This window comes from Vibrio sp. HS-50-1 (assembly GCF_024747315.1).
Lineage (GTDB): Bacteria > Pseudomonadota > Gammaproteobacteria > Enterobacterales > Vibrionaceae > Vibrio > Vibrio diabolicus.
In genome coordinates, this window is sequence record NZ_JAMPZF010000004.1 from 143,984 (window position 1) to 164,405 (window position 20,422).

General features: G+C 44.0%; 17 protein-coding genes and 1 riboswitch. Of the genes, 11 read left to right on the forward strand and 6 right to left on the reverse strand.

Features of this window, described 5'->3' with window-relative positions; translation table 11 throughout:
• Positions 1–23: 23 nt before the first annotated feature.
• Complete coding sequence (locus NDJ01_RS03885) at positions 24–1,181, reverse strand: D-alanyl-D-alanine carboxypeptidase family protein (protein ID WP_047009629.1); 1,158 nt, start codon at positions 1,179–1,181, stop codon at positions 24–26.
• A 210-nt stretch (positions 1,182–1,391) separates the two neighbouring features.
• Between NDJ01_RS03885 and NDJ01_RS03890 the strand changes: the two genes are divergently transcribed.
• Entirely contained in the window at positions 1,392–2,687 is a 1,296-nt protein-coding gene (locus tag NDJ01_RS03890; RefSeq protein WP_258586273.1) for an alpha/beta hydrolase, read from the forward strand.
• 58 nt (positions 2,688–2,745) lie between these two features.
• Here NDJ01_RS03890 and NDJ01_RS03895 read toward each other — a convergent pair whose 3' ends face one another.
• On the reverse strand, positions 2,746–3,237 hold the full coding sequence (locus tag NDJ01_RS03895) for a GNAT family N-acetyltransferase (RefSeq protein WP_006740790.1): 492 nt from the start codon (positions 3,235–3,237) through the stop codon (positions 2,746–2,748).
• A 323-nt stretch (positions 3,238–3,560) separates the two neighbouring features.
• On the opposite strand from NDJ01_RS03895, the gene NDJ01_RS03900 reads away from it, so the two are divergent.
• A complete protein-coding gene (locus NDJ01_RS03900) occupies positions 3,561–4,541 on the forward strand; it encodes a rhodanese-related sulfurtransferase (protein ID WP_047009631.1) in 981 nt (326 codons plus the stop codon).
• Between the two features lie 70 nt (positions 4,542–4,611).
• On the opposite strand, the gene NDJ01_RS03905 is transcribed toward NDJ01_RS03900, so the two are convergent.
• Complete coding sequence (locus tag NDJ01_RS03905; RefSeq protein ID WP_005397804.1) at positions 4,612–4,917, reverse strand: DUF6482 family protein; 306 nt, start codon at positions 4,915–4,917, stop codon at positions 4,612–4,614.
• A 108-nt stretch (positions 4,918–5,025) separates the two neighbouring features.
• Between NDJ01_RS03905 and NDJ01_RS03910 the strand changes: the two genes are divergently transcribed.
• The 3 genes from NDJ01_RS03910 to gbpA all read left to right on the forward strand — a co-directional run bounded on the left by NDJ01_RS03910 (position 5,026) and on the right by gbpA (position 9,031).
• Positions 5,026–6,507, forward strand: a complete 1,482-nt coding sequence (locus NDJ01_RS03910) for a deoxyribodipyrimidine photo-lyase (RefSeq protein WP_258586274.1) — start codon at positions 5,026–5,028, stop codon at positions 6,505–6,507.
• 80 nt (positions 6,508–6,587) lie between these two features.
• Positions 6,588–7,088 (forward strand): fasciclin domain-containing protein, encoded by a 501-nt coding sequence (locus NDJ01_RS03915; RefSeq protein WP_046875719.1) that lies wholly within the window; start codon positions 6,588–6,590, stop codon positions 7,086–7,088.
• Between the two features lie 273 nt (positions 7,089–7,361).
• A riboswitch (cyclic di-GMP riboswitch) is annotated at positions 7,362–7,462 on the forward strand.
• 105 nt (positions 7,463–7,567) lie between these two features.
• Positions 7,568–9,031 (forward strand): N-acetylglucosamine-binding protein GbpA, encoded by a 1,464-nt coding sequence (gene gbpA, locus NDJ01_RS03920; protein WP_258586275.1) that lies wholly within the window; start codon positions 7,568–7,570, stop codon positions 9,029–9,031.
• A gap of 53 nt (positions 9,032–9,084) precedes the next feature.
• Here gbpA and NDJ01_RS03925 read toward each other — a convergent pair whose 3' ends face one another.
• Both NDJ01_RS03925 and NDJ01_RS03930 read right to left on the reverse strand, forming a co-directional pair.
• Entirely contained in the window at positions 9,085–9,957 is an 873-nt protein-coding gene (locus NDJ01_RS03925) for a patatin family protein (protein WP_258586276.1), read from the reverse strand.
• A gap of 179 nt (positions 9,958–10,136) precedes the next feature.
• Positions 10,137–10,778 carry a MarC family protein gene (locus NDJ01_RS03930; protein WP_046875716.1) on the reverse strand — a complete coding sequence of 214 codons (642 nt, stop codon included), beginning with the start codon at positions 10,776–10,778 and terminating at the stop codon, positions 10,137–10,139.
• 195 nt (positions 10,779–10,973) lie between these two features.
• On the opposite strand from NDJ01_RS03930, the gene nfsA reads away from it, so the two are divergent.
• The gene (gene nfsA, locus NDJ01_RS03935) at positions 10,974–11,696 is read left to right on the forward strand and encodes an oxygen-insensitive NADPH nitroreductase (RefSeq protein ID WP_258586277.1); all 723 of its coding nucleotides are present in this window, start codon (positions 10,974–10,976) and stop codon (positions 11,694–11,696) included.
• A 69-nt stretch (positions 11,697–11,765) separates the two neighbouring features.
• On the opposite strand, the gene NDJ01_RS03940 is transcribed toward nfsA, so the two are convergent.
• Entirely contained in the window at positions 11,766–12,665 is a 900-nt protein-coding gene (locus tag NDJ01_RS03940) for a hypothetical protein (RefSeq protein ID WP_258586278.1), read from the reverse strand.
• A 458-nt stretch (positions 12,666–13,123) separates the two neighbouring features.
• On the opposite strand from NDJ01_RS03940, the gene NDJ01_RS03945 reads away from it, so the two are divergent.
• The 5 genes from NDJ01_RS03945 to NDJ01_RS03965 all read left to right on the forward strand — a co-directional run bounded on the left by NDJ01_RS03945 (position 13,124) and on the right by NDJ01_RS03965 (position 20,367).
• A complete protein-coding gene (locus NDJ01_RS03945; RefSeq protein ID WP_006740798.1) occupies positions 13,124–14,242 on the forward strand; it encodes a polysaccharide export protein in 1,119 nt (372 codons plus the stop codon).
• 130 nt (positions 14,243–14,372) lie between these two features.
• Positions 14,373–14,813, forward strand: coding sequence for a phosphotyrosine protein phosphatase (locus tag NDJ01_RS03950; RefSeq protein WP_031780663.1), 441 nt, complete (start codon positions 14,373–14,375; stop codon positions 14,811–14,813).
• A gap of 55 nt (positions 14,814–14,868) precedes the next feature.
• Entirely contained in the window at positions 14,869–17,034 is a 2,166-nt protein-coding gene (locus tag NDJ01_RS03955; protein WP_258586279.1) for a polysaccharide biosynthesis tyrosine autokinase, read from the forward strand.
• A 360-nt stretch (positions 17,035–17,394) separates the two neighbouring features.
• Positions 17,395–18,660 carry a DUF1835 domain-containing protein gene (locus NDJ01_RS03960; RefSeq protein WP_258586280.1) on the forward strand — a complete coding sequence of 422 codons (1,266 nt, stop codon included), beginning with the start codon at positions 17,395–17,397 and terminating at the stop codon, positions 18,658–18,660.
• Positions 18,661–19,062: 402 nt separating this feature from the next.
• Complete coding sequence (locus tag NDJ01_RS03965; RefSeq protein ID WP_005397791.1) at positions 19,063–20,367, forward strand: dicarboxylate/amino acid:cation symporter; 1,305 nt, start codon at positions 19,063–19,065, stop codon at positions 20,365–20,367.
• The last annotated feature ends 55 nt before the right edge of the window (positions 20,368–20,422 follow it).

The following is a 20,422-nucleotide window of genomic DNA, read 5'->3' on the forward strand; positions in this document are numbered from 1 at the left end:
AGACACTTCTGCTCGTTTTTATTCTAGTTAAAGAATGATTTCACCCACAGCACCAAACTGTCCCAAAGCTGACCAAACCACGAGCCCTCTTCTACCGCTTGGCTGCTGACCAAGGGATAACTCGCCACGGTACTGTCATCGCTTTTCCAAACGACCTTACCAATCTCATCTCCTTGCGCGAGCGGCGCAATCAACGGTTCATTTAACACCACACTCTTATCAAGCCCAGCCGTCATAGAACGAGGCAGAGTGAGATAGGTATCTTTGGCGAAGATCGCCTCAACTTGATTGGCATTTCCCTTCCAAACGCGAGCTGTAGACTCAACCTGCCCTTGTTTGGCAACTTGTTTGGTGTCATAAAAACGAAAACCATAACTGAGTAAATTCTTGGATTGGCTCGTTCGAGCCTGTTTACTTGGCGTGCCCATCACTACCGAAATCAACCGCATTTTCCCTTCTTTGGCCGAGCTCACCAAACTGTATCCCGCATTGCTGGTGTAACCGGTTTTGCCCCCGTCGACATCAATGGAATTGTCCCACAGTAATTTATTGCGGTTGTACTGCGTAATGTCGTTCCACTTGAAGACTTTCTCACTGTATAGCGCATACACAGCGGGAACATCATTGATGATCGACTGCATGAGTTTTGCCATATCGGTAGGTGAGGTTTGGATGCCTTCACTATCGAGACCATGGGAGTTTACAAAATAAGTGTCTTGCAGCCCTAACTTCTCCGCCCAACCATTCATCAAGGCGACAAAGCCGCGTTCACTGCCAGCAACGTGCTCAGCCAGTGCAACACACGCGTCATTACCCGATTGGATGATCACACCGCGCATTAAGTTCGCAACACTAATTTCATCTTTCGGTTTGATGAACATTTTAGAAGATCCGGGAAACTTGGCCGACCACGCGTTTTCGCTCACGGTGACAACATCATCCCATTTCAAACGCCCCGCTTTGATTTCTTGCCCAACTACATAAGCGGTCATCAACTTGGTTAAACTAGCTGGAGCAAGGCCTGCTCGCCCGTTATGCTCGGCAATAATGGCACCGGATTGAAAGTCCATTAATACGTAACCTTTCGCCTTTAATTGAGGTGGGTTGGGCGTAACAACGGCAAAAGTAGGTACGCTTATTAAACAAGTCACAATAATCCATCGAGCCAGTGACACTTTCATCCGACTTCCTCCATGCTCTCACTTTGTCGCAACTCTATTGAGCATAGCTCACTCAACCAGTTGCACCAGTCGCTAATCGTTTCATTTTCTTGAACTTACATTGATTTGACCAAGGTATAGAACTGACGAAGCGATTTGGAAATAGCATTGGTTCTTCACGCCATTCGCAGTAAAGTAGCGCTACCCATCAATAAGGAAATAAAGATAACAATGAACGCTCAATCATTTATCGACGCAGGATTGCATTACACTCCCCACAGTTTTACCGTTCCTCTGGATTACCAAAACGTGAGTAAAGGCACCATTGAAGTCTTCGCTCGTGCGGTTTGCCTAGTTGGCGATGAAGAATCGACCAAACCTTGGTTGGTTTACTTTCAGGGCGGGCCAGGCTTTCCCTCTCCGCGTCAAAACGGCAATAACGGCTGGGTAAAACGCGCGCTGCAAGAGTACCGAGTTTTGCTTCTCGACCAGCGCGGTACGGGCAATAGTTCGATGGTTAATCATCAGACTCTGGCTCATTTCACGCCGCAACAACAGGCCGAGTACTTAAGCCACTTCCGAGCGGATAACATCGTGCGCGACGCGGAATACATTCGTGAGCAATTTGGCGTCGACAAATGGGCGATCTTAGGTCAAAGCTTTGGTGGATTTTGCTCCCTCACCTATTTGTCTTTGTTCCCAGACAGCTTGCTACAAAGCTACATCACAGGTGGCGTGCCATCAGTCTCGCGTCATGCCGACGATGTGTATGAAGCCACCTTCAAACGCACCATGGAGAAAAACCAAGCGTTCTTCCAACAATTTCCCAATGCACAGCAACTTTGCCAAAACATTGCCAATCACTTATTGGAGCAAGAAGAGTTTCTGCCAAATGGTCAGCGTTTTACTGTCGAACAGTTCCAACAAATTGGGATTAACTTTGGTGTCAGTGATACCTTCTTGCCAACTTATTACTGGCTAGAAAGTGCATTGATTGAAGTGAACGGCAAACAACAACTTCGTTATGAGTTCTTGAACGATATGTTGGCGCAACAAAACTTCCAAGCCAACCCGATTTACGCCATTTTGCATGAATCGATTTATTGCCAAGGCTTTGCGTCAAATTGGAGTGCACACCGTGTTCGCCAAACCCGACCAGAGTTTAATTATGAACCTGGCAAGCCATTTTACTTTACGGGGGAAATGGTCTTCCCATGGATGTTCGATCAATACGTCAACCTCAAGCCACTAAAAGATGCCGCTGAAATATTGGCCGCGAAAGAAGATTGGACTGCGCTGTACGATCAAACACAACTGGCTCAAAACAAAGTGCCTGTCAGTTGCGCCGTTTACGCCGATGATATGTTTGTGGAAATGGATATCAGCCGAGAAACGCTCGCGTTAATCCCAAACTCAAAAGCGTGGATCACTAACGAGTACGAGCACAACGGTTTACGTGCCGACGGTGAGCGCGTTTTAGATAAGTTAATTGCGATGGGGAATCAAACCGCCGCTAATTTGAAATAAATACTATAAAAACGCCTCTTCTAGAGGTAAGAGGCGTTTCATTCCTACCATCTTGTTTTTACGAATCTCTTACGCGCTTGGTCATACGTTTCGTCATCACCCGGTAGCCCATTTTATGATAGAAATCCTCACCTTCATGGTTAAATGACGCCACGGTTAAGCCGATTTCTTCTATTCCTTGAGCACACAAATCACTTTCCATCTTATCCATCAGCGATAAACCTATTCCTAAGTTTCGATGGTTCTCTGAAACAATAAGCTCATTAATAAAGCCAACGCGTTTTTCTGGTGAAATCAGCGACTGAACGTTACGAACCGAACCAGAGATAAAACCGACGACCTTTCTTTGCGAGCAAGCAATAAAAGCGCTCACGCTCCCGTCAAAATACTTTTCGAAGGTGCTATATGATTCTCTTAGTTGCGCCAATTCCTTGGGTGGACGATAGAAGTTCGGTTCAGCTTCATAGTGCGATGTATCGAGTTCAACGAGTAATTGTTTGAGCAAGGGAGCATCTTCTTCCCTCAGCCGCCTGATATAAAACTGCTGCATGTCCTTTCCTTGCCAACTGATACGATTATTATTTTGTAGCTCTTGCGCACAACTTTAATGAAGAGCCGAAGAAGGAATCACAGTACAAATTTAAACCAAAAGTGTCGAGTTCAACTTACCTTGTTCTCTACAATTTATGCTTATAATTTGAACACATAGCGATTTTACCCGCGTGACGCTTTGCCGCATCAAAACACCGCTACATCCTGCCTAGCCATAATATCCGCATAATTTGTCCGTATTTCCGACTAATTTAGTCAGGTATACTTCGTGCCGCTAAAATTTTAAGGTCGTTGACCACCTGTATTTTTAAAGGAAACCTCATGAGTCAGTATGTAGTTTGTGCGCTGTACAAGTTTGTTGAGCTGAATAACTATCAAGAACTACGCGAGCCATTACTTGCGTTGATGGAAAAACACCATATTCGCGGGACATTACTGCTGGCAAGTGAAGGCATCAACGGCACTGTTGCCTCTGATCGTGCAGGTATTGATACGCTACTGGAGTGGCTAAACAACGAGCCTCGTTTGACAGGCACCGTATACAAAGAGTCGTATTCTGAGACCCAGCCATTCAATCGCACCAAAGTAAAATTGAAAAAAGAGATCGTAACATTGGGTGTCGAAGGCATCGACCCTCGCCACGTAGTGGGTACTTACGTGAAACCTCAAGAGTGGAACGATCTTATTGCTGATCCTGAAGTGTTTGTTGTCGATACACGTAATGATTACGAAATCGAGATCGGCACATTCAAAGGCGCTGTAAACCCAAATACTGAAACCTTTCGTGAATTCCCAGACTATGTAAAAGAAAACATGGACCCGGAAAAGCATAAGAAAGTGGCGATGTTCTGTACCGGTGGCATCCGCTGTGAGAAATCAACTGCTTACATGAAAGAACAGGGCTTTGATGAGGTCTACCACTTAGAAGGCGGCATTCTTAAATATCTTGAAGAAGTTCCTCAAGAAGAGAGCATGTGGGAAGGTGACTGCTACGTTTTTGATGGCCGTGTTGCAGTAAACCACCAGCTAGAAAAAGCAGATTACGACTTATGTAACGCTTGTCGTCTACCAATCACTGAAGAAGATAAACAGTCTGATTTGTTCGAGCAAGGCGTGAGCTGCCCGAAATGTCACGGCACGCACTCAGAAGAACAAATTGCTCGATTCCGCGAACGTGAAAAACAAATTGTTCTTGCAGAACAGCGAGGCGAGCAGCATGTTGGTGGCGAAAGTGCCAAGCAAAGAGAAGCTCGACGTGCCGCTAAGTACGCACAAAAAGAAGCTCAGCGTAAACAAGACTAAGCTCGACTCTAATTCTATTTTAAGCGAGCTGCCGTAAGGTGGCTCGCTTTTACTATGCACCAACACTCTTTCAATACAGTTTTGTATCCCTCACCAAAACCTCTAGTTGATTGTCTCTTTTGCCTTCGGGTAGCCCCACCATCTCGTCATAAGCACTTTTATGTACTAAAACCTGCTTATTTGCTTTGATATTCTTGCACTTCTTTTGCATCTCGATAAGGGAATGAGCCCTCAAAAAGATACCGTTGTCATCAGTGATGAATTGCGCTTTCCCATCAACTACGACAGATGCTTGATACAATGCGAGATCAAGCGAGTGAATGATCAATTTATCTACGTAGAAGAACTTTTCTAACTTACTCAGTGGTATCGACATATCTCACCTCCTTGTGAGCAACCTCTACGTTTTAATGAACAAAACCGATCATTAGGTGAGATCTCTTCGGATCATTTGCGTACAACATCGGAAACAAAGAGGATTCCGATGCAAACAATCAATGTTGTGTGGTTAAAACGAGATTTAAGACTGACTGACCACCAGCCCTTAACACAAGCATTGTCGTCAAAGCACCCAACGGTACTTTTATATATTGTTGAACCGTTGCTGTTAAACAACCCTCACTATTCTGAGCGTCACTGGCGATTTATTTGGCAATCATTGCAAGACATGAATGAGACGCTCAAAGCCTACGGACACCGCATCACGGTTCTGTTTGGCGATGCCTTAGCATGTTTTCAATCAATTCAAATGCAATATCAAATCAACGCTGTGTTTTCTCATCAGGAAATAGGGCTCAACTGCACCTTTGAGCGCGATAAGCAAATTGCCGACTGGCTGCATGAGCAGAACATCACGTGGTTTGAGTTCGAGCACGGTGCTGTTATTAGAGGAGCAAAAGACCGGCAGGGTTGGGACAAACATTGGGATTTGGTCATGAGAGCCTCCATAAGCCCTCTTGAGCTGCAAACCAACTTGTTGCATTCATTGGATGCAGAATCACTCGGCTGCGCGTTTTCGCCACCTTCATCCTGGCTATCAAAATGCAAAGGAATGCAAACGGGAGGAAGCCAACTCGCTTGGAAAACACTGGAGGACTTTTTCAATCGTCGAGGTCGTGATTACTATCGAAGCATTTCTAGTCCCACAGCCTCACGTACAGCCTGTACTCGCCTTTCTCCATACCTCGCTTGGGGTAATATATCCTTGCGTGAAGTTTATCAGTACCTATTGAAACACTGGCAAGTTGTTGGGTTTCGTCGCAGCTTAATTGCGTTGTCTTCACGGCTGCATTGGCACTGCCATTTCATACAGAAATTCGAGTCGGAATACGACATGGAGTTTTACTGTGTTAACCGGGCTTACGAATCGTTGATTAAACAAAGTAGCACTTTCGATGAAGAAAAGTTAGCAGCATGGAAATCTGGATATACTGGCATACCTTTGATCGATGCCTGTATGCGCTGTTTGCATCAGACTGGCTATATAAACTTTCGCATGCGCGCCATGCTGGTTAGTTTTCTCACTCATCACATGAACATGGATTGGCGAACTGGCGTGACGCATTTAGCGCAACTATTCCTCGACTTTGAGCCTGGTATTCATTACACACAATTCCAAATGCAAGCCGGGGTAACTGGGACCAATACAATCCGGATTTACAACCCGGTTAAGCAAGCCCAAGAACATGACCCTGATGGCGCGTTCATCTATAAATGGGTGCCTGAATTGCAAATGGTCCCCACCCCACTATTGTTCGAGCCCTGGAAAATGACACAGATGGAAACCGTCATGTACCACTTGAAACCGGATAGCCGTTACCTAGTGCCTATTGTCGACCTAAATAGCGCAGCTAAAGATGCAAGGGAGCGTCTATGGGCATGGCGGAAACGGGCCGATGTAAAACAAGAAGGCAAACGGATTTTAACGCGACACGTGAGGCCATCGAAAGAAAGCAGGGCTCGTTGATCATCTTTTCATTTAGATGCGTACAAACGAAGACATTCTCTAGGGAAACCGTTGGACCCCCAACTCGTAAGGAACACATTATGTTTAAACGTATCTTGGTTATCACGGCTACATTGATGGCGACTTTATCTTTTATGCTTCCCGTCAAGGCTCATGAGCATGGCATGATGAAGGCTGATATTGTCGACGTTGCCACTGAAAACGGCTCTTTCAATACACTTGTCGCTGCAGTGAAAGCGGCTGATCTAGTCGATACACTCAAAGGAGAAGGCCCATTTACTGTTTTTGCACCAACGGATGACGCTTTTGCAAAACTGCCTGACGGTACAATCGATATGCTCTTAATGCCGGAAAACAAAGACAAGTTAGTATCCATTTTGACTTATCACGTCGTCCCAGGGAAAGTAATGGCTGCCGATGTTGTTAAGCTAGACAAAGCAACTACGGTTCAGGGGCAAGACGTGATGATTAAAACCATGGGCGACAAAGTCATGGTCAACGATGCAAATGTAATGGCAACCGATGTGAAAGCTAAAAACGGCGTCATTCATGTTATTGATACCGTCATTATGCCTAAATAACATGATTCAGAGGGCGGTATATTCCGCCCTTTAAACGGTGCTTCTTCTATCCTTAATACTGCCCCTTCCCTACCTTCGACCCAACAACCAATTACTCATTCACTCCAACTATTAAAAAGACAAAAACAACATTAAAACCAATACCTTAGAAACAAAAAAGCACAATATCAATGAGGTTGGCGTACCGTTACCTTTCAATTTGAGAACATGATTCCATGTCAGTGTCGTTTACTTTTCCACATGTAAATTCTTGAGCTAAATTTTGGCTGCTCAATCACATTTCGGCAAACCATTCGAAAGGGTGGGACACAAAGCTTCCGGTCTGTCAGCATTCCATCATCAAAAGTAATGCTCATGATAGCGGGGTTGCCATGTTGTAACACTACATTATCCAAAGTATGGATTCATGCAGCGTTGCTTCATGCTCAGCATGCGCCGAGGTGTGACATTAATTTGTCAGCCATAACAGAGGACATGTGATGAAATCCTTCCCAACCAAATCCGTACTTGCATTAGCACTTGCAAGCATTAGCTCAAGTGCTGCGGCTCACGGCTACGTATCAGAAACCAATGATGGTGTCGCTGCAAGTCGCGCGGCACTATGTAAGTATCCAACACCTGATACCAACGAAAAAAATAATAACTGCGGTGCCATTCAATACGAGCCACAAAGTGTTGAAGGTCCTGATGGTTTTCCACAAACAGGGCCTCGCGATGGAAAAATAGCAAGTGCCGAAACCGCTCTAGCTGCCGCTCTTGATGAACAAACTGCCGACCGCTGGGTTAAACGTCCTATTCAATCAGGTACACAGACTTTTGAATGGACATTTACAGCTAACCATGTGACGCGTGACTGGAAATATTACATCACCAAACCTGATTGGAACCCAAATGCCTCACTATCACGCGACTCGTTTGATCTGACTCCTTTCTGCGTAGTCGACGGCAATATGGTTCAACCTCCAAAACAGGTGAGCCACCAATGTAATGTGCCTACTCGCGAGGGGTATCACGTCATTCTGGCGGTATGGGATGTTGGCGACACAGCGGCTTCATTTTATAACGTGATCGATGTGAAATTTGATGGTGACAGTCCAGTCATTCCAGATTGGACGCAAGGCGGTCAAATTATTCCGACGATGGATTTAAATGTTGGAGATTCAGTTTATACACGCGTATTTGATCCGGCGGGTGAAAACATAGCTTATCGAACCGAGCTAGAAATTACCGATGCAGTCATGGGCAAAGCGAAAAACTGGTCTTACGCTCTAGCAACGAAGATCAACCAAGAGCAAACTAAACTGCAAGCTGGACAGTATGCCGAGGATAAATTCACTCCTGTTTATGGTACTAACCCGGTGTATCTGCAAGCTAATAGCGGCCTTGAGCGTGTAGAAGTCGGCTACAAGATAGAAACTCCCGTTCCAGAGTACTCACTCACAGTAGATGGCTTAACAGACGAATATATTATTGAGTCAACACCGACAACGTTGGAGCTGACACTAACTGCTGAAGGCGATTTAAACGCAGAACTCACCGTGTACAATCACCACCGTGAGCCACTTGCAAGCTGGGCAGACGAAATGAAAGACGGCTCGGTGGAGGCTATATCGCTCGCTTTAAGCAAATCAGAGCCTGGTCACCATATGCTCGTGACTCGTATTAAAGACAAAGATGGCAACTTGGTGGATCAGCAAACGCTCGACTTTCAGTTAAAAGAAGAGTCAGTAACGCCACCACCATCTGGCGAGTACGATTTTGTCTTCCCTGAAGGGCTATCTAGCTACACGGCGGGCACAAAAGTGCTTGCAAGCGACGGTGCCATTTACCAATGTAAACCCTTCCCATACTCTGGTTACTGTGTACAGTGGAAAGAAAGCGCAAACCAATACGAACCAGGAACAGGTTCACACTGGGAAATCGCTTGGGATAAAGTCAACTAAATCGCCCTTTGAACGTTAAGTAAAAAGAGCCTCGCTATGAGGCTCTTTCATTATCAAACGCAAAAATGGCAGTTTTCCCGATCTAAACCATGAACGCCTGACAAATTAGCCAAATGAGCCCGCCCTTCAATCAGCCCCATTTCATAACCTTCCAATAGAACGGTTTGTCGCATTGATAAGCGCTGAACAGGAAAATTATTTGGTGGTGCAATCACTCTGACATGGGTTCCCGGTGGAGGATTACGAATAAATTCCAACGATTGATTGTAGTTATCTGCACGTCTTAACATCGCGTCCGCCATTTTAGGATGTTCGGCAAATAACTTCTTCATCAGCCATGTGGTTTTTACTGGCTTCTTGGCATAATTTAGCGGGTGAGAAAGCACAACGGTTATGTCGCGAGCCCCGCGACGATAAGCCTCACGCACTGGGATAGAATCTGCAACCCCGCCATCGGTATAGCAGCCTCCAGAAAAACAAGGGGTATGCTTGTATGCAATGGGTAACGCTGTTGTCGCTTCAATCGCATGATGAAAATTATCACGCGTCACGCGATAATAATCTGCCTGTCCTGTATCTACATTCGTCGTCGCTGCCAGAAAAGGAATACCATTAAACAGTTTATTTTCATCGACGGGATACAAACGATTAGACTCTTCAAACAGCCACTTCACATCAATGAGATCCCCACCTTTAACGAAGCGAGTCGGATCAAAAAAGCGTTTACTCGTTGCCAGCTTAGTAATGACATTAATGCTGCGATGCGGATAGTCGGTCAAATAACCAATCAAGTTTGATGCGCCAGCAGATACACCAATGGCAAAATCAAACGGTTTATAACTCTGCTCTAAAAACGCATCTAGCACTCCGCTTGCGAAGACACCTCGCATCGCGCCACCTTCCACTACAATTGCTTTTGTTGCCATATTTCCCCCATTGTTCTTGCCAAAAGAGTAATGAAATTCGTGCAATCAAAACAATTGAATATTCTTATTATTGAAATAGGTGAAGTCTATTTATTTCTTTCTTAGAAAGTGAAAACTAAAGTTCAAAAAATCCACACCAGCTAGATATGTAGGTGTGGATTTAGACGAGATGGAGACGCCTATGAGAAAACAGTTTTATAGGCTTCGCCCGCACCATCAATAAACATTTGAGTACCGATAACCGCTAGGATTAAGCCCATCATTTTCGTTACGACGTTCAGAGCACTCGGTCCAACTGCTTTGACCAATTTGTCTCCAAATAAAAACAGTATATAGGTAATAACACACAACACAGCAAAAGAAACGATGGTAATAATGGTTTGATCAAAACCACCCGCCGTAGCAAAGTTCATCGCGGTAGCAATCGTTCCAGGCCCTGCTAATATCGGCATCGCAAGTGGAGAAACGGCAATGCTCAACGCCGCCTGCTGCTGCGCTGGAGAATACGCTTTCTCTTTAGTTTTCTGATGCGTCGAATCACCTTGAAGCATATTAAAACCGATCAAAAACACCAAGATACCGCCCGTTATTCGCAAGGCGTACAGCGTGATACCAAACAAATCAAAAATTAATTTACCGGCGATCGAAAATATCGCAATGATGACAAATGCAATAAAAACCGAACGAAGCGCCATGGAACGTACGGTTTCCCTATCCTCATCAGCCGTTAAACTCAAAAAGATAGGAATATTGGCGATGGGGTTCATGATCGCAAAGAAGCCCATAAACACCGTGACTGTATGAACGATGAGTTCTTTCATATTTTCCACTGCAGTTAAATTGTTGATTCTAAAAACAGTATATACGCTCTCAAGCAGAACGAGTGATGTATTCTCTATTCATCTTCACACTTATGCGCTAAGCATTGTTTTTCTTTTGAGATAGTTTACCGACTCATCAAATATCGCTAAGGTGAGGCTTCAGCCTTTACATGTAACAGGGGATGTTAAGTCACCATGAACAGTACGATACAAACAATTCTCAATCACCGCTCAATTCGAAAGTTCACCTCACAACCTATTGAAAGCGAACAATTAGAAACGATTCTACAAGCTGGCCTTGCGGCGTCTTCATCAAGTATGTTGCAAGTCGTCTCAATTATCCGCGTGACTGATAAAGAAAAGCGTACGCTATTGGCACAATTTGCGGGGAATCAAGGGTACGTTGAAAGCGCTGCTGAGTTTTTGGTGTTTTGCATTGATTACCAGCGCCACGCCACTATCAATCCTGATGTTCAAGCTGATTTCACCGAGTTAACACTTATCGGTGCTGTTGATTCTGGCATCATGGCCCAAAACTGCTTACTTGCGGCAGAGTCTATGGGACTAGGAGGCGTGTATATTGGTGGCTTACGAAACAATGTTCAAAAAGTCGACGAGTTACTAGGCTTACCTAAAAATACAGCCATTTTATTTGGTATGTGTCTTGGTCATCCAGATCAAGCCCCTGAAGTGAAGCCACGTCTACCTGCTCATGTCGTGGTGCATGAGAATCAATATCAAGACCTAAATTTGGATGATATTCAGGCTTATGACCAAACCATGCAAAACTACTATGCAAACCGTTCGAGCAATCAAAAACAAAGCACTTGGTCACAAGAAGTCACCAGTAAACTGGCTGGCGAATCACGTCCGCACATCCTGCCTTACTTAAACAGTAAAGGGCTCACTAAAAGGTGATGAACGCAGTATGATAGGATCAAAAAAGGCCTCTGAAGAGGCCTTTAGAATTTATCAGCAAAAACTCGCTTAGTTACCGCCTGTCGCGCCAGTACCATCGCCTGGTTGTGGTTCTGGTTTAATTGGCTTACCAGGTTTCGCTTCAGGAATTGTAGGAACAGTTGGTTTAATTTGATCTACAGGTTTACCTTCAGCGATATCTTTTTCAACCTGCTCAACAACGTTCTTTGTATCTTCTTCAGAAATCTCTACGTAAATCACTTCATCAGAACCCGCACTAGCTTTAGGGTAATGTGGATTTTTCGCAATCACTTCTTCGGTAATCGATTTTGCAGCAACTGCTACAGCTTCAGGTGCAGCTGTTGGGTTTGCTTTAATGATATCCGATACAACGTTCGCTGTAGCAACTAACTTCGTAGCAAGTGCACTATTACCGCCTTCACCTTGAAGATCTTCAACTACTGACTCTGTATCACGAAGGATTTCATCAACCGTTTTACCACTTGCATTGATATCAATACCTAAGTTCTCGAATACTTTTTCGGCGATATCAGAAGAGTAAATCTCACCTTCTTTCAAAGAGTTAGAAACCAAAGTCGTAAATGGAGAGCCTGTTACTAATGAATCCGCCTGCGCTAAGCCTTGAGGGATTTTGTAGTCAGATGTAATAGGTTTGCCATTTGATGCGTCTTTACTCTCATCAGTATGCGTCAATACGAAAGCACAGTCACCTGGCGCATTTACGACATTGATATTTTCAAAACGCGCTTCACCAACCATACCTTCATAGTTTGTTGTATTTTCAATCGCGTCGTATGTTTCACCACCACATACAGCTTGAACCTTCATGCCGATAACAGCTGGGTCATAAGCCTGAACCGAGTATCTTTTTACCTCAGGGTCGCTGTCACTACCACAACCTGCTAGTAGGACTGCTGCCACACTTGCCGTTAAAAGTTTGATTTTCAAAATTAGCTCCAATATTTGTTGTTATATCCGACCGCAACAGGAAGCATAACGGCAGTTGCATATGGTGTAAATAGTATACATACAACTTTGGCATGAGTTTTTTCACATTCCCGCCTGTTTACTTGTGCAAAACCATGCATTCATCTCAATAACGTTAAATAGACACAATTTTGTCATGTATTCGTCAGTATTTTTTTAAGTATCTTGTTGCCTTTATTGCAACCAGATGGATAATAGTTGACTATTTTTTGTGGGTCAGATTTTTACACCTTCATTAATGAAACTAAGAGCTCTAAGTCGCTAGCAGCCATTTGGAGTGTTTATTACACAAATAATTCTGAATGGACTCGCTTTCTAAAGGCTTAAAACTGCAGTAAATCGTCAACATTGATGAAATGCAGTTCAATTAGAATGAACCAATTTCAGTCGGCAAACTTTCTTTCGGTAGTTATAAACCAATGAACACATTTAATAAATTTTTGGGGATATCAGTACTTCCTATCCTTCTTACAGGGTGTACTCTGCCTGGTAGCCACCTTTCGGTCAGTGACAAAACAGTAATGAGCACTGAATCGAGTGATATAGAATCGCAGGTTACGGTTTATCCTTTAACTTTGGAGCGAGTGACCTCTTTAAATTCAATAGATCCTTTTTCAAAGCCAAATCCAGAGTTAGATATTGAAATCGCCAAGTATGAATACGAAGTAGGACCTGGCGATATCTTAAATATTACTATTTGGGACCACCCAGAGCTCACGATCCCAGCTGGCTCATATCGTAGTTCAGCCGAAGCAGGTAACTGGGTGCACTCAGATGGCACGATCTTCTACCCTTACATTGGCGTTGTACACGTTGAAGGTAAAAACGTTCGCCAAATTCGTGCAGACATTGCCAACCGTCTTGCAAAATACATTGAGAGCCCGCAAGTCGATGTAAGCGTTGCAGCTTTTCGTTCTAAAAAGACTTATGTGACTGGCGAAGTGAACAAGCCAGGGCAACAACCAATCACAAACATTCCTCTTACACTTCTTGATGCCGTAAATAGAGCAGGCGGACTAGCAGCCGAAGCCGATTGGCGTAATGCAACACTGACGCGAAACGGTGTGGTTGAAAATGTCTCTTTATACGCTCTGATGCAACAAGGCGACTTAACTCAAAACCGTCTTCTAAAGCCAGGTGATATTGTTCATATTCCCCGTAACGATGCACAAAAAGTATTTGTTATGGGCGAAGTTAACGATCCGAAGCTACTCAAAATTGATCGCAGCGGTATGAGCCTTACTGAGGCTCTAAGTAGCGTTGGTGGTATTAATGAAATCTCCGCCGATGCCACTGGCGTTTTCGTCATCAGACGTTCAAAAGAAGAAGCTAAAATGGCGGACATCTATCAGTTAGATGTTTCTGATGCTTCTGCTTTGGTGATTGGAACAGAGTTTGATCTCAACCCATACGACATAGTCTATGTAACAGCTGCGCCTGTTAGCCGTTGGAACCGCGTTATTGCTCAACTTGTTCCAACCATTTCCGGCTTTAACGAATTAACCGAAGGTGTACTACGAGTACGCACTTGGCCGTAAAAACGACATGCCGCAAGAAAGTTATCTCTTGCGGCATGCATTCAATAGTTACGTAGCTCAATTGTGCAATATAAAGAAGCAAGCAATTCAGTTGGGATCATAGGCATACAATTTAAAATAGGGTAAGCATTTGTTTTCTAATATTCTTGTCGTCTGTGTAGGTAATATTTGCCGCTCTCCAACAGGAGAGCGGCTTTTGCAGTCTTTATTACCAAACAAACATGTCGCGTCAGCGGGAATCGCGGTGGATAAAAGTCATTTAACAGGAAAAGCTGCTGATGATATGGCAACCACCATCGCGAACGAACATGGCGTAAGCTTAGATGGACACGAAGCACGACAATTAACACCTGAGCTTTGCGCTCAATACGATCTGATATTGGTTATGGAAAAAGGTCATTTAGAAGCCTTAACCAAAGTCGCTCCTGAGGCACGAGGCAAAACGATGCTGTTTGGACAATGGATAAGTGAAAAAAACATTCCTGATCCATACAGACAAAGTAGAGAAGCCTTCGAACATGCTTATACGCTTATAGAAAAAGCAGCAAAAGCGTGGTCTCAAAAACTATAAGCCGCAAGGCTAAATATATAAACGCCAATGGCAAGGTATTTAAGAAGTTAAAGTAATGACAACACAAACTATTAAGCAATCACGTCAAGCCGACGATGAGATCGATTTGGGAAAGTTATTTGGGATCATTCTTGATGCCAAATGGCTCATTCTATGTACCGTAGTCCTATTTTCAATTATAGGCGTCGGCGTTGCCATTCTATCAACACCTATCTACAAAGCTGATGCTCTTATCCAAATTGAAAGTAAGAGCTCCGGTGGTATTTCAGCGATGGTTGGTGATATGGGAGAGCTGTTTTCAGCAGAGTCATCAGCGACAACAGAAATTGAGATCATTAAATCTCGTATGATTTTGGGTGGCACAGTTGATAAATTCAACTTAACCACGGTCGTCTCTCCGAATTACATGCCTATCGTCGGTAAGGGCTTAGCTCGACTGCAAGGCGAACAAATCAGTCTGAGCGTTTCACGATTTAATACCCCTTCTTACGCAGTTGGAATTCCTCTAACTCTCGAAGTTATTGATTCTGAAAAACAGACGTTCAGACTTATAGAAGATGACAATAACGTCATTTTAGAAGGTAAGGTTGGCGAGCTCATTGAAAAGAATGGCTATCAATTCTTAGCTACAGAAATGATAGCGCAAGACGGCGCATCGTTTACCGTGAGTAAAATCAGCAAATTAGATGCAATTAATAAACTTCAAGAAAACTTATCGATAAGCGAACGTGGTAAGCAAACCGGGATTATTTCTTTAAGCTTCTCTGGTGAAGATCGCGCTAAGATTCAAGCTATCTTGAACGACATTAGCCAGAACTACTTCTTGCAAAACGTTCAAAGAAACTCAGCAGAGGCAGAACAAAGTCTCGAGTTCTTGAAAGGCCATCTTCCAGACATCAAAACAAAACTGACCGCTTCTGAAGACGTTTTAAATCGATTCCGTCAAGAAAATGAATCTATCGACTTAGGCCTTGAAGCTCAATCAACGCTGAAAGTGATGGTTGAACTAGAAGCGCAGTTAAATGAGCTGACATTCAAAGAGAGTGAAATCAGCCAGCGCTTTACACAAGATCACCCGGCTTATAAGTCTCTGCTTGATAAACGTGAGACGCTACTCAAAGAGAAAGAGCGTCTTAATAAACAAGTTCAAAAGTTACCGAAAACACAGCGTGAAGTTCTACGCATGACGCGCGATGTAGAAGTAAACCAACAAATCTACATCCAGCTATTGAACAAGGTTCAAGAGCTCAACATCATTAAAGCAGGAACCGTTGGCAACGTTCGAATCTTAGATAACGCTCAATCGTTCTCGAAGCCAATCAAGCCGAAAAAAGCGCTTATCGTTGTGCTAGCAACACTGCTTGGCGGCATGGCAGGCGTGGCTTTCGTATTAATTCGTGCGGCATTCCACCGTGGTGTAGAAACACCAGATCAAATTGAGCAGATTGGTATGCCTGTTTACGCTAGCGTTCCAAAATCTATTCAACAACTGGAATTTGCAAACAAGCTTAAACGAAACAAAGGCAGCAACGATGAGCTAGTCCTTCTTGCTGAAGCTAACCCGGCCGATCTTTCCATCGAGGCCCTGCGTAGTCTTCGTACTAGCCTGCACTTTGCGATGATGGAAGCGAAGAACAATGTTCTTATGATTTCAGGTCCAGCACCATCTATCGGTAAAACGTTCGTATCGACAAACTTTGCAGCCGTCGCTGCGAAAACAGGTCAGAAAGTACTGCTTATCGATGCGGATATGCGTAAAGGTTATTTGCAGCAATGTTTTGGTTTACGTTGGGATAACGGCCTTTCTGATTATTTGAGCGGCAAGACATCCCATAGCAATATCATTAAATCAACATCCATCGACAATCTAGATGTGGTTACTCGTGGCCAAGTACCACCAAACCCGTCAGAGCTTTTGATGCATCCTCGCTTTAAGAGCTTTGTTGACGAAATGTCGGCGCAGTACGATCTTGTGATCATCGATACGCCGCCTGTACTCGCGGTTACCGACCCAAGCATTGTTGGTGCAATCGCAGGAACAACATTGATGGTAGCTCGTTTTGATCAAACGACTTTGAAGGAAATTGAAGTCGCACAAGGCCGCTTTGAACAATCCGGCGTGGAAGTAAAAGGCGTGATTCTAAACGCCGTAGAGAAGAAAGCGTCAAACTCATACGGATATGGTTACGGTTACTATAACTACGCTTACAAGAGCGAGTAATTAATATCTACATGTATTACAAAGCCCTGCTAGACCTAGCAGGGCTTTTTTATTACTGGATCCTGTAATGCATATCTACTAGAAAACGGATGGTCGTTCACATCTACATAGGCATTGGCTGTCAAACTATTCAGCACTTCTTTAATGGGGCTGATATTTTGTGATGCGGTTCTCTCATGAATAGTTGCATGATCGATTGTGAAACCCTACTATCAGTCTGCTCACGCCTAAAGCCCCCAACACTCGCGGAAAGAACTTGGTTCACGGCAACTCTTCTGCTCTGTGTAGCAGGCACAATCTGTTTTTACCTTCTTTTAGCTTCTATTTAGGCGAGTGTGGAAGAGATAAGAAAGGTGAAAAATGAACTCTACAAATAGCTTCTTAATCAACATTAACCAACAAAAATCCGTTGCTAAAAAAAGGCTCAAAGCTATACGTCAACACGATGATGAGATGTTGGTTCGAGTTAAGCGATTTCACTCCAAACCAGAATCATTAGCTCCCAATACAATTCAATTAGCTGACGTTCAACATTCGCTAGCCAGAGAATTAGGTTTACCAAGTTGGAGTAAATTAAAAGCGCATGTCGAAGAGTTAGAAGCTCACAAAGACGCCATCAAAAATCACTTCCCTTCTCTTGATAGCGAGCTAAAAACGCTCCATGTCCGCTGTGGGCATGATATTCAGCAACGGCTTAAAGACAGCGGATTCGAGGGAGCATTTTTAGCCCTAATAGATCCGCTTTGTATTGGCCCCATACCAGCAACACCACAAAACTTCCTTGCCATTCGTGCCCAATATGTCGTAGAGACTCTGCTGCCCGTGATGAAGCGTGAAGATTCAGTGCAAGATATTGTCAAATTTGAGCAAGCTAATATTGATACGCTGCTCAGTGATACATTTGAACGAATCGTCTTTTGGGTCGAACATGACAGCTATGACCAATTAATGCTGCTTCGTGCCCTAACCTTGTTAGAGAATGTAGAAAACAAGGTGATAGAGATCATTGAGTTGAACCAGTTCCCTGGCACTGAGCGATTCATCGGTTTGGGGCAGTTGCCTAAAGAGGCTATTCGCGCTTGTTGGCAATACCGTAAACCCGTGACAGCCAAATTATTCTGTCAGGCTAAACATTCCTGGCACGCTGTCACATCACCGACACCCACCTCTATGGTTAATTTGATCGAACAGCATGATCTAGATTGCTTACCCAATATGCTCAACGTGCTCATACGCCATATGCAAGAGTTACCTCATTCACAAACAGGATTAAGCTTGACTCAACAGATTGCATTAGAGGTCCTAAGTTCTCAAAATCGTTCAATTCTCATCAAAGATTGGTTTGAGCAATATCAACAACGTGAACCTCTACCTTACCTGGGCGATGTGATGTTTTACGCCTTACTCCTCCCTCTAGCACAATGTCAAACGCCTTTAATCACGATTGAGTCACGTGAAAGGGACTGGTGGGAACAGAGCGTCCATATCACTGAGGCTGGTCAGCATTGTTTGGAAGGCTTCATGCTAGCGAAGCAATGCTATTGGGTTGGGGGTATTAGCAATACCAATCAGAATTATTGGAGTTGGGATCACCTCCAATTATCTACATTGACCAACCATCATTGATTCAGCGGATAGGTAACATAAGCAGGGGCATAGACGGCTCGTTAACCCCTTGTGTTCAGCCCAATACAAAAACAGTCAAAAAGAGACGGCTTCTAGCCTGAATAAAATCTAGATAGTTATGCAAGAGCAACACTCCTTAAAGATAATATGCACTTCATTTACTACTAAAAATAAATGTAAACACTCCTTCCTATCGGTTGTATGTTCGATAAAAGTGTTAAAATACAAACTTTTCGACCAGTCAAATAGTTAAGATTTGGTTAAAATTCTATTTTTATTAGTGATAAAGTTCACATCTATTAACCATTTAGAGGATTATTCTTTCGTATTTTCTCACTCCACTGCTACTCTGCTCGCCGCTTTGAAGTGAACTCAAGGTGCATAACTATAAGGAGTGTTCTCATGAATACCAAGAAACCGATGTCGCTAACCAGCCGCGTAATTTTGGGTATGGTAGCGGGTATCTTGACAGGATTTGCAATTCGCACACTTTTTGCCGGCAACGGATTTGTCGACGCATACATTGTTAATGGATTATTTGAAGTTGGTGGACAGATCTTCGTCGCCAGCTTAAAAATGCTCGTAGTCCCTCTAGTGTTTGTTTCACTAGTTTGTGGTACTAGCTCCCTCAAAGACCTTTCTACACTGGGTCGCATGGGTGGTAAAACCCTCGCTTTCTACGTTACAACAACGGCTATCGCGATTACGCTTGCTCTAACTATGGGTACTCTGTTCCAGCCAGGTGCTGGCGCTGACCTAACCGCAGCAAGTTCATTCAAATCAGCAGAAGCACCATCTTTGGGTCAGGTGATCATCGATATGTTCCCAACCAACCCTATCAGTGCAATGGCTGAAGGTAAAACCCTGCAAGTCATTGTTTTCGCAGTGCTATTTGGTATCGCGATCAGCGCAGCAGGCAAACCTGGTGAACGTATTGCAGCGTTCTTCTCTGATCTGAATGAAGTGATCATGAAACTGGTTGCGATTTTGATGAACTTGGCGCCTTATGGTGTGTTCTTCTTAATGGCGAAGCTATTTACTGGTCTTGGTCTGGGCGCAATCGTCAATCTGGCAGAGTACTTCTTAGTACTGGCGGGTACGCTTGTCCTGCACGGCCTAGTCACTTACAGCTTAATGTTAAAAGGTTTCACCGGTCTAAATCCCATTACGTTCCTACGTAAGATGGAAGACGCGATCATGTTTGCTTTCTCGACCGCATCATCAAACGCGACGATTCCAGTGACAATGGAAACGGCTAAGCACCGTATGGGGGTTGAGAACCGCGTATCATCGTTCACAGTACCACTTGGTGCAACCGTGAACATGGACGGTACGGCGATCATGCAAGGTGTAGCAACCGCCTTTATTGCTCAAGCCTTCAATATTGATTTAACTATGGGCGATTACCTCATGGTAATCATGACAGCTACATTGGCATCTATCGGTACTGCGGGTGTCCCTGGTGTTGGCCTTGTAATGCTAGCCATGGTATTGAACCAAGTTGGTCTGCCGCTTGAAGGTATCGCGCTCATCATGGGTGTTGACCGTCTACTTGATATGATTCGTACTGCGGTAAACATTACTGGTGACAGTGCAGTTACCGTCATTGTCGCAAAATCAGAAGGTGCATTGGATGAAGCTCGCTTCAACGACCCAATGGCAGGCGTAGCCGAAGAAGAAGTGCACCTTAAACGTGCTGACGCCTAAATCGTTTTACGATTACCATTCTGAAATTATATAGTCCTGTCTAAAACAAAAGCCC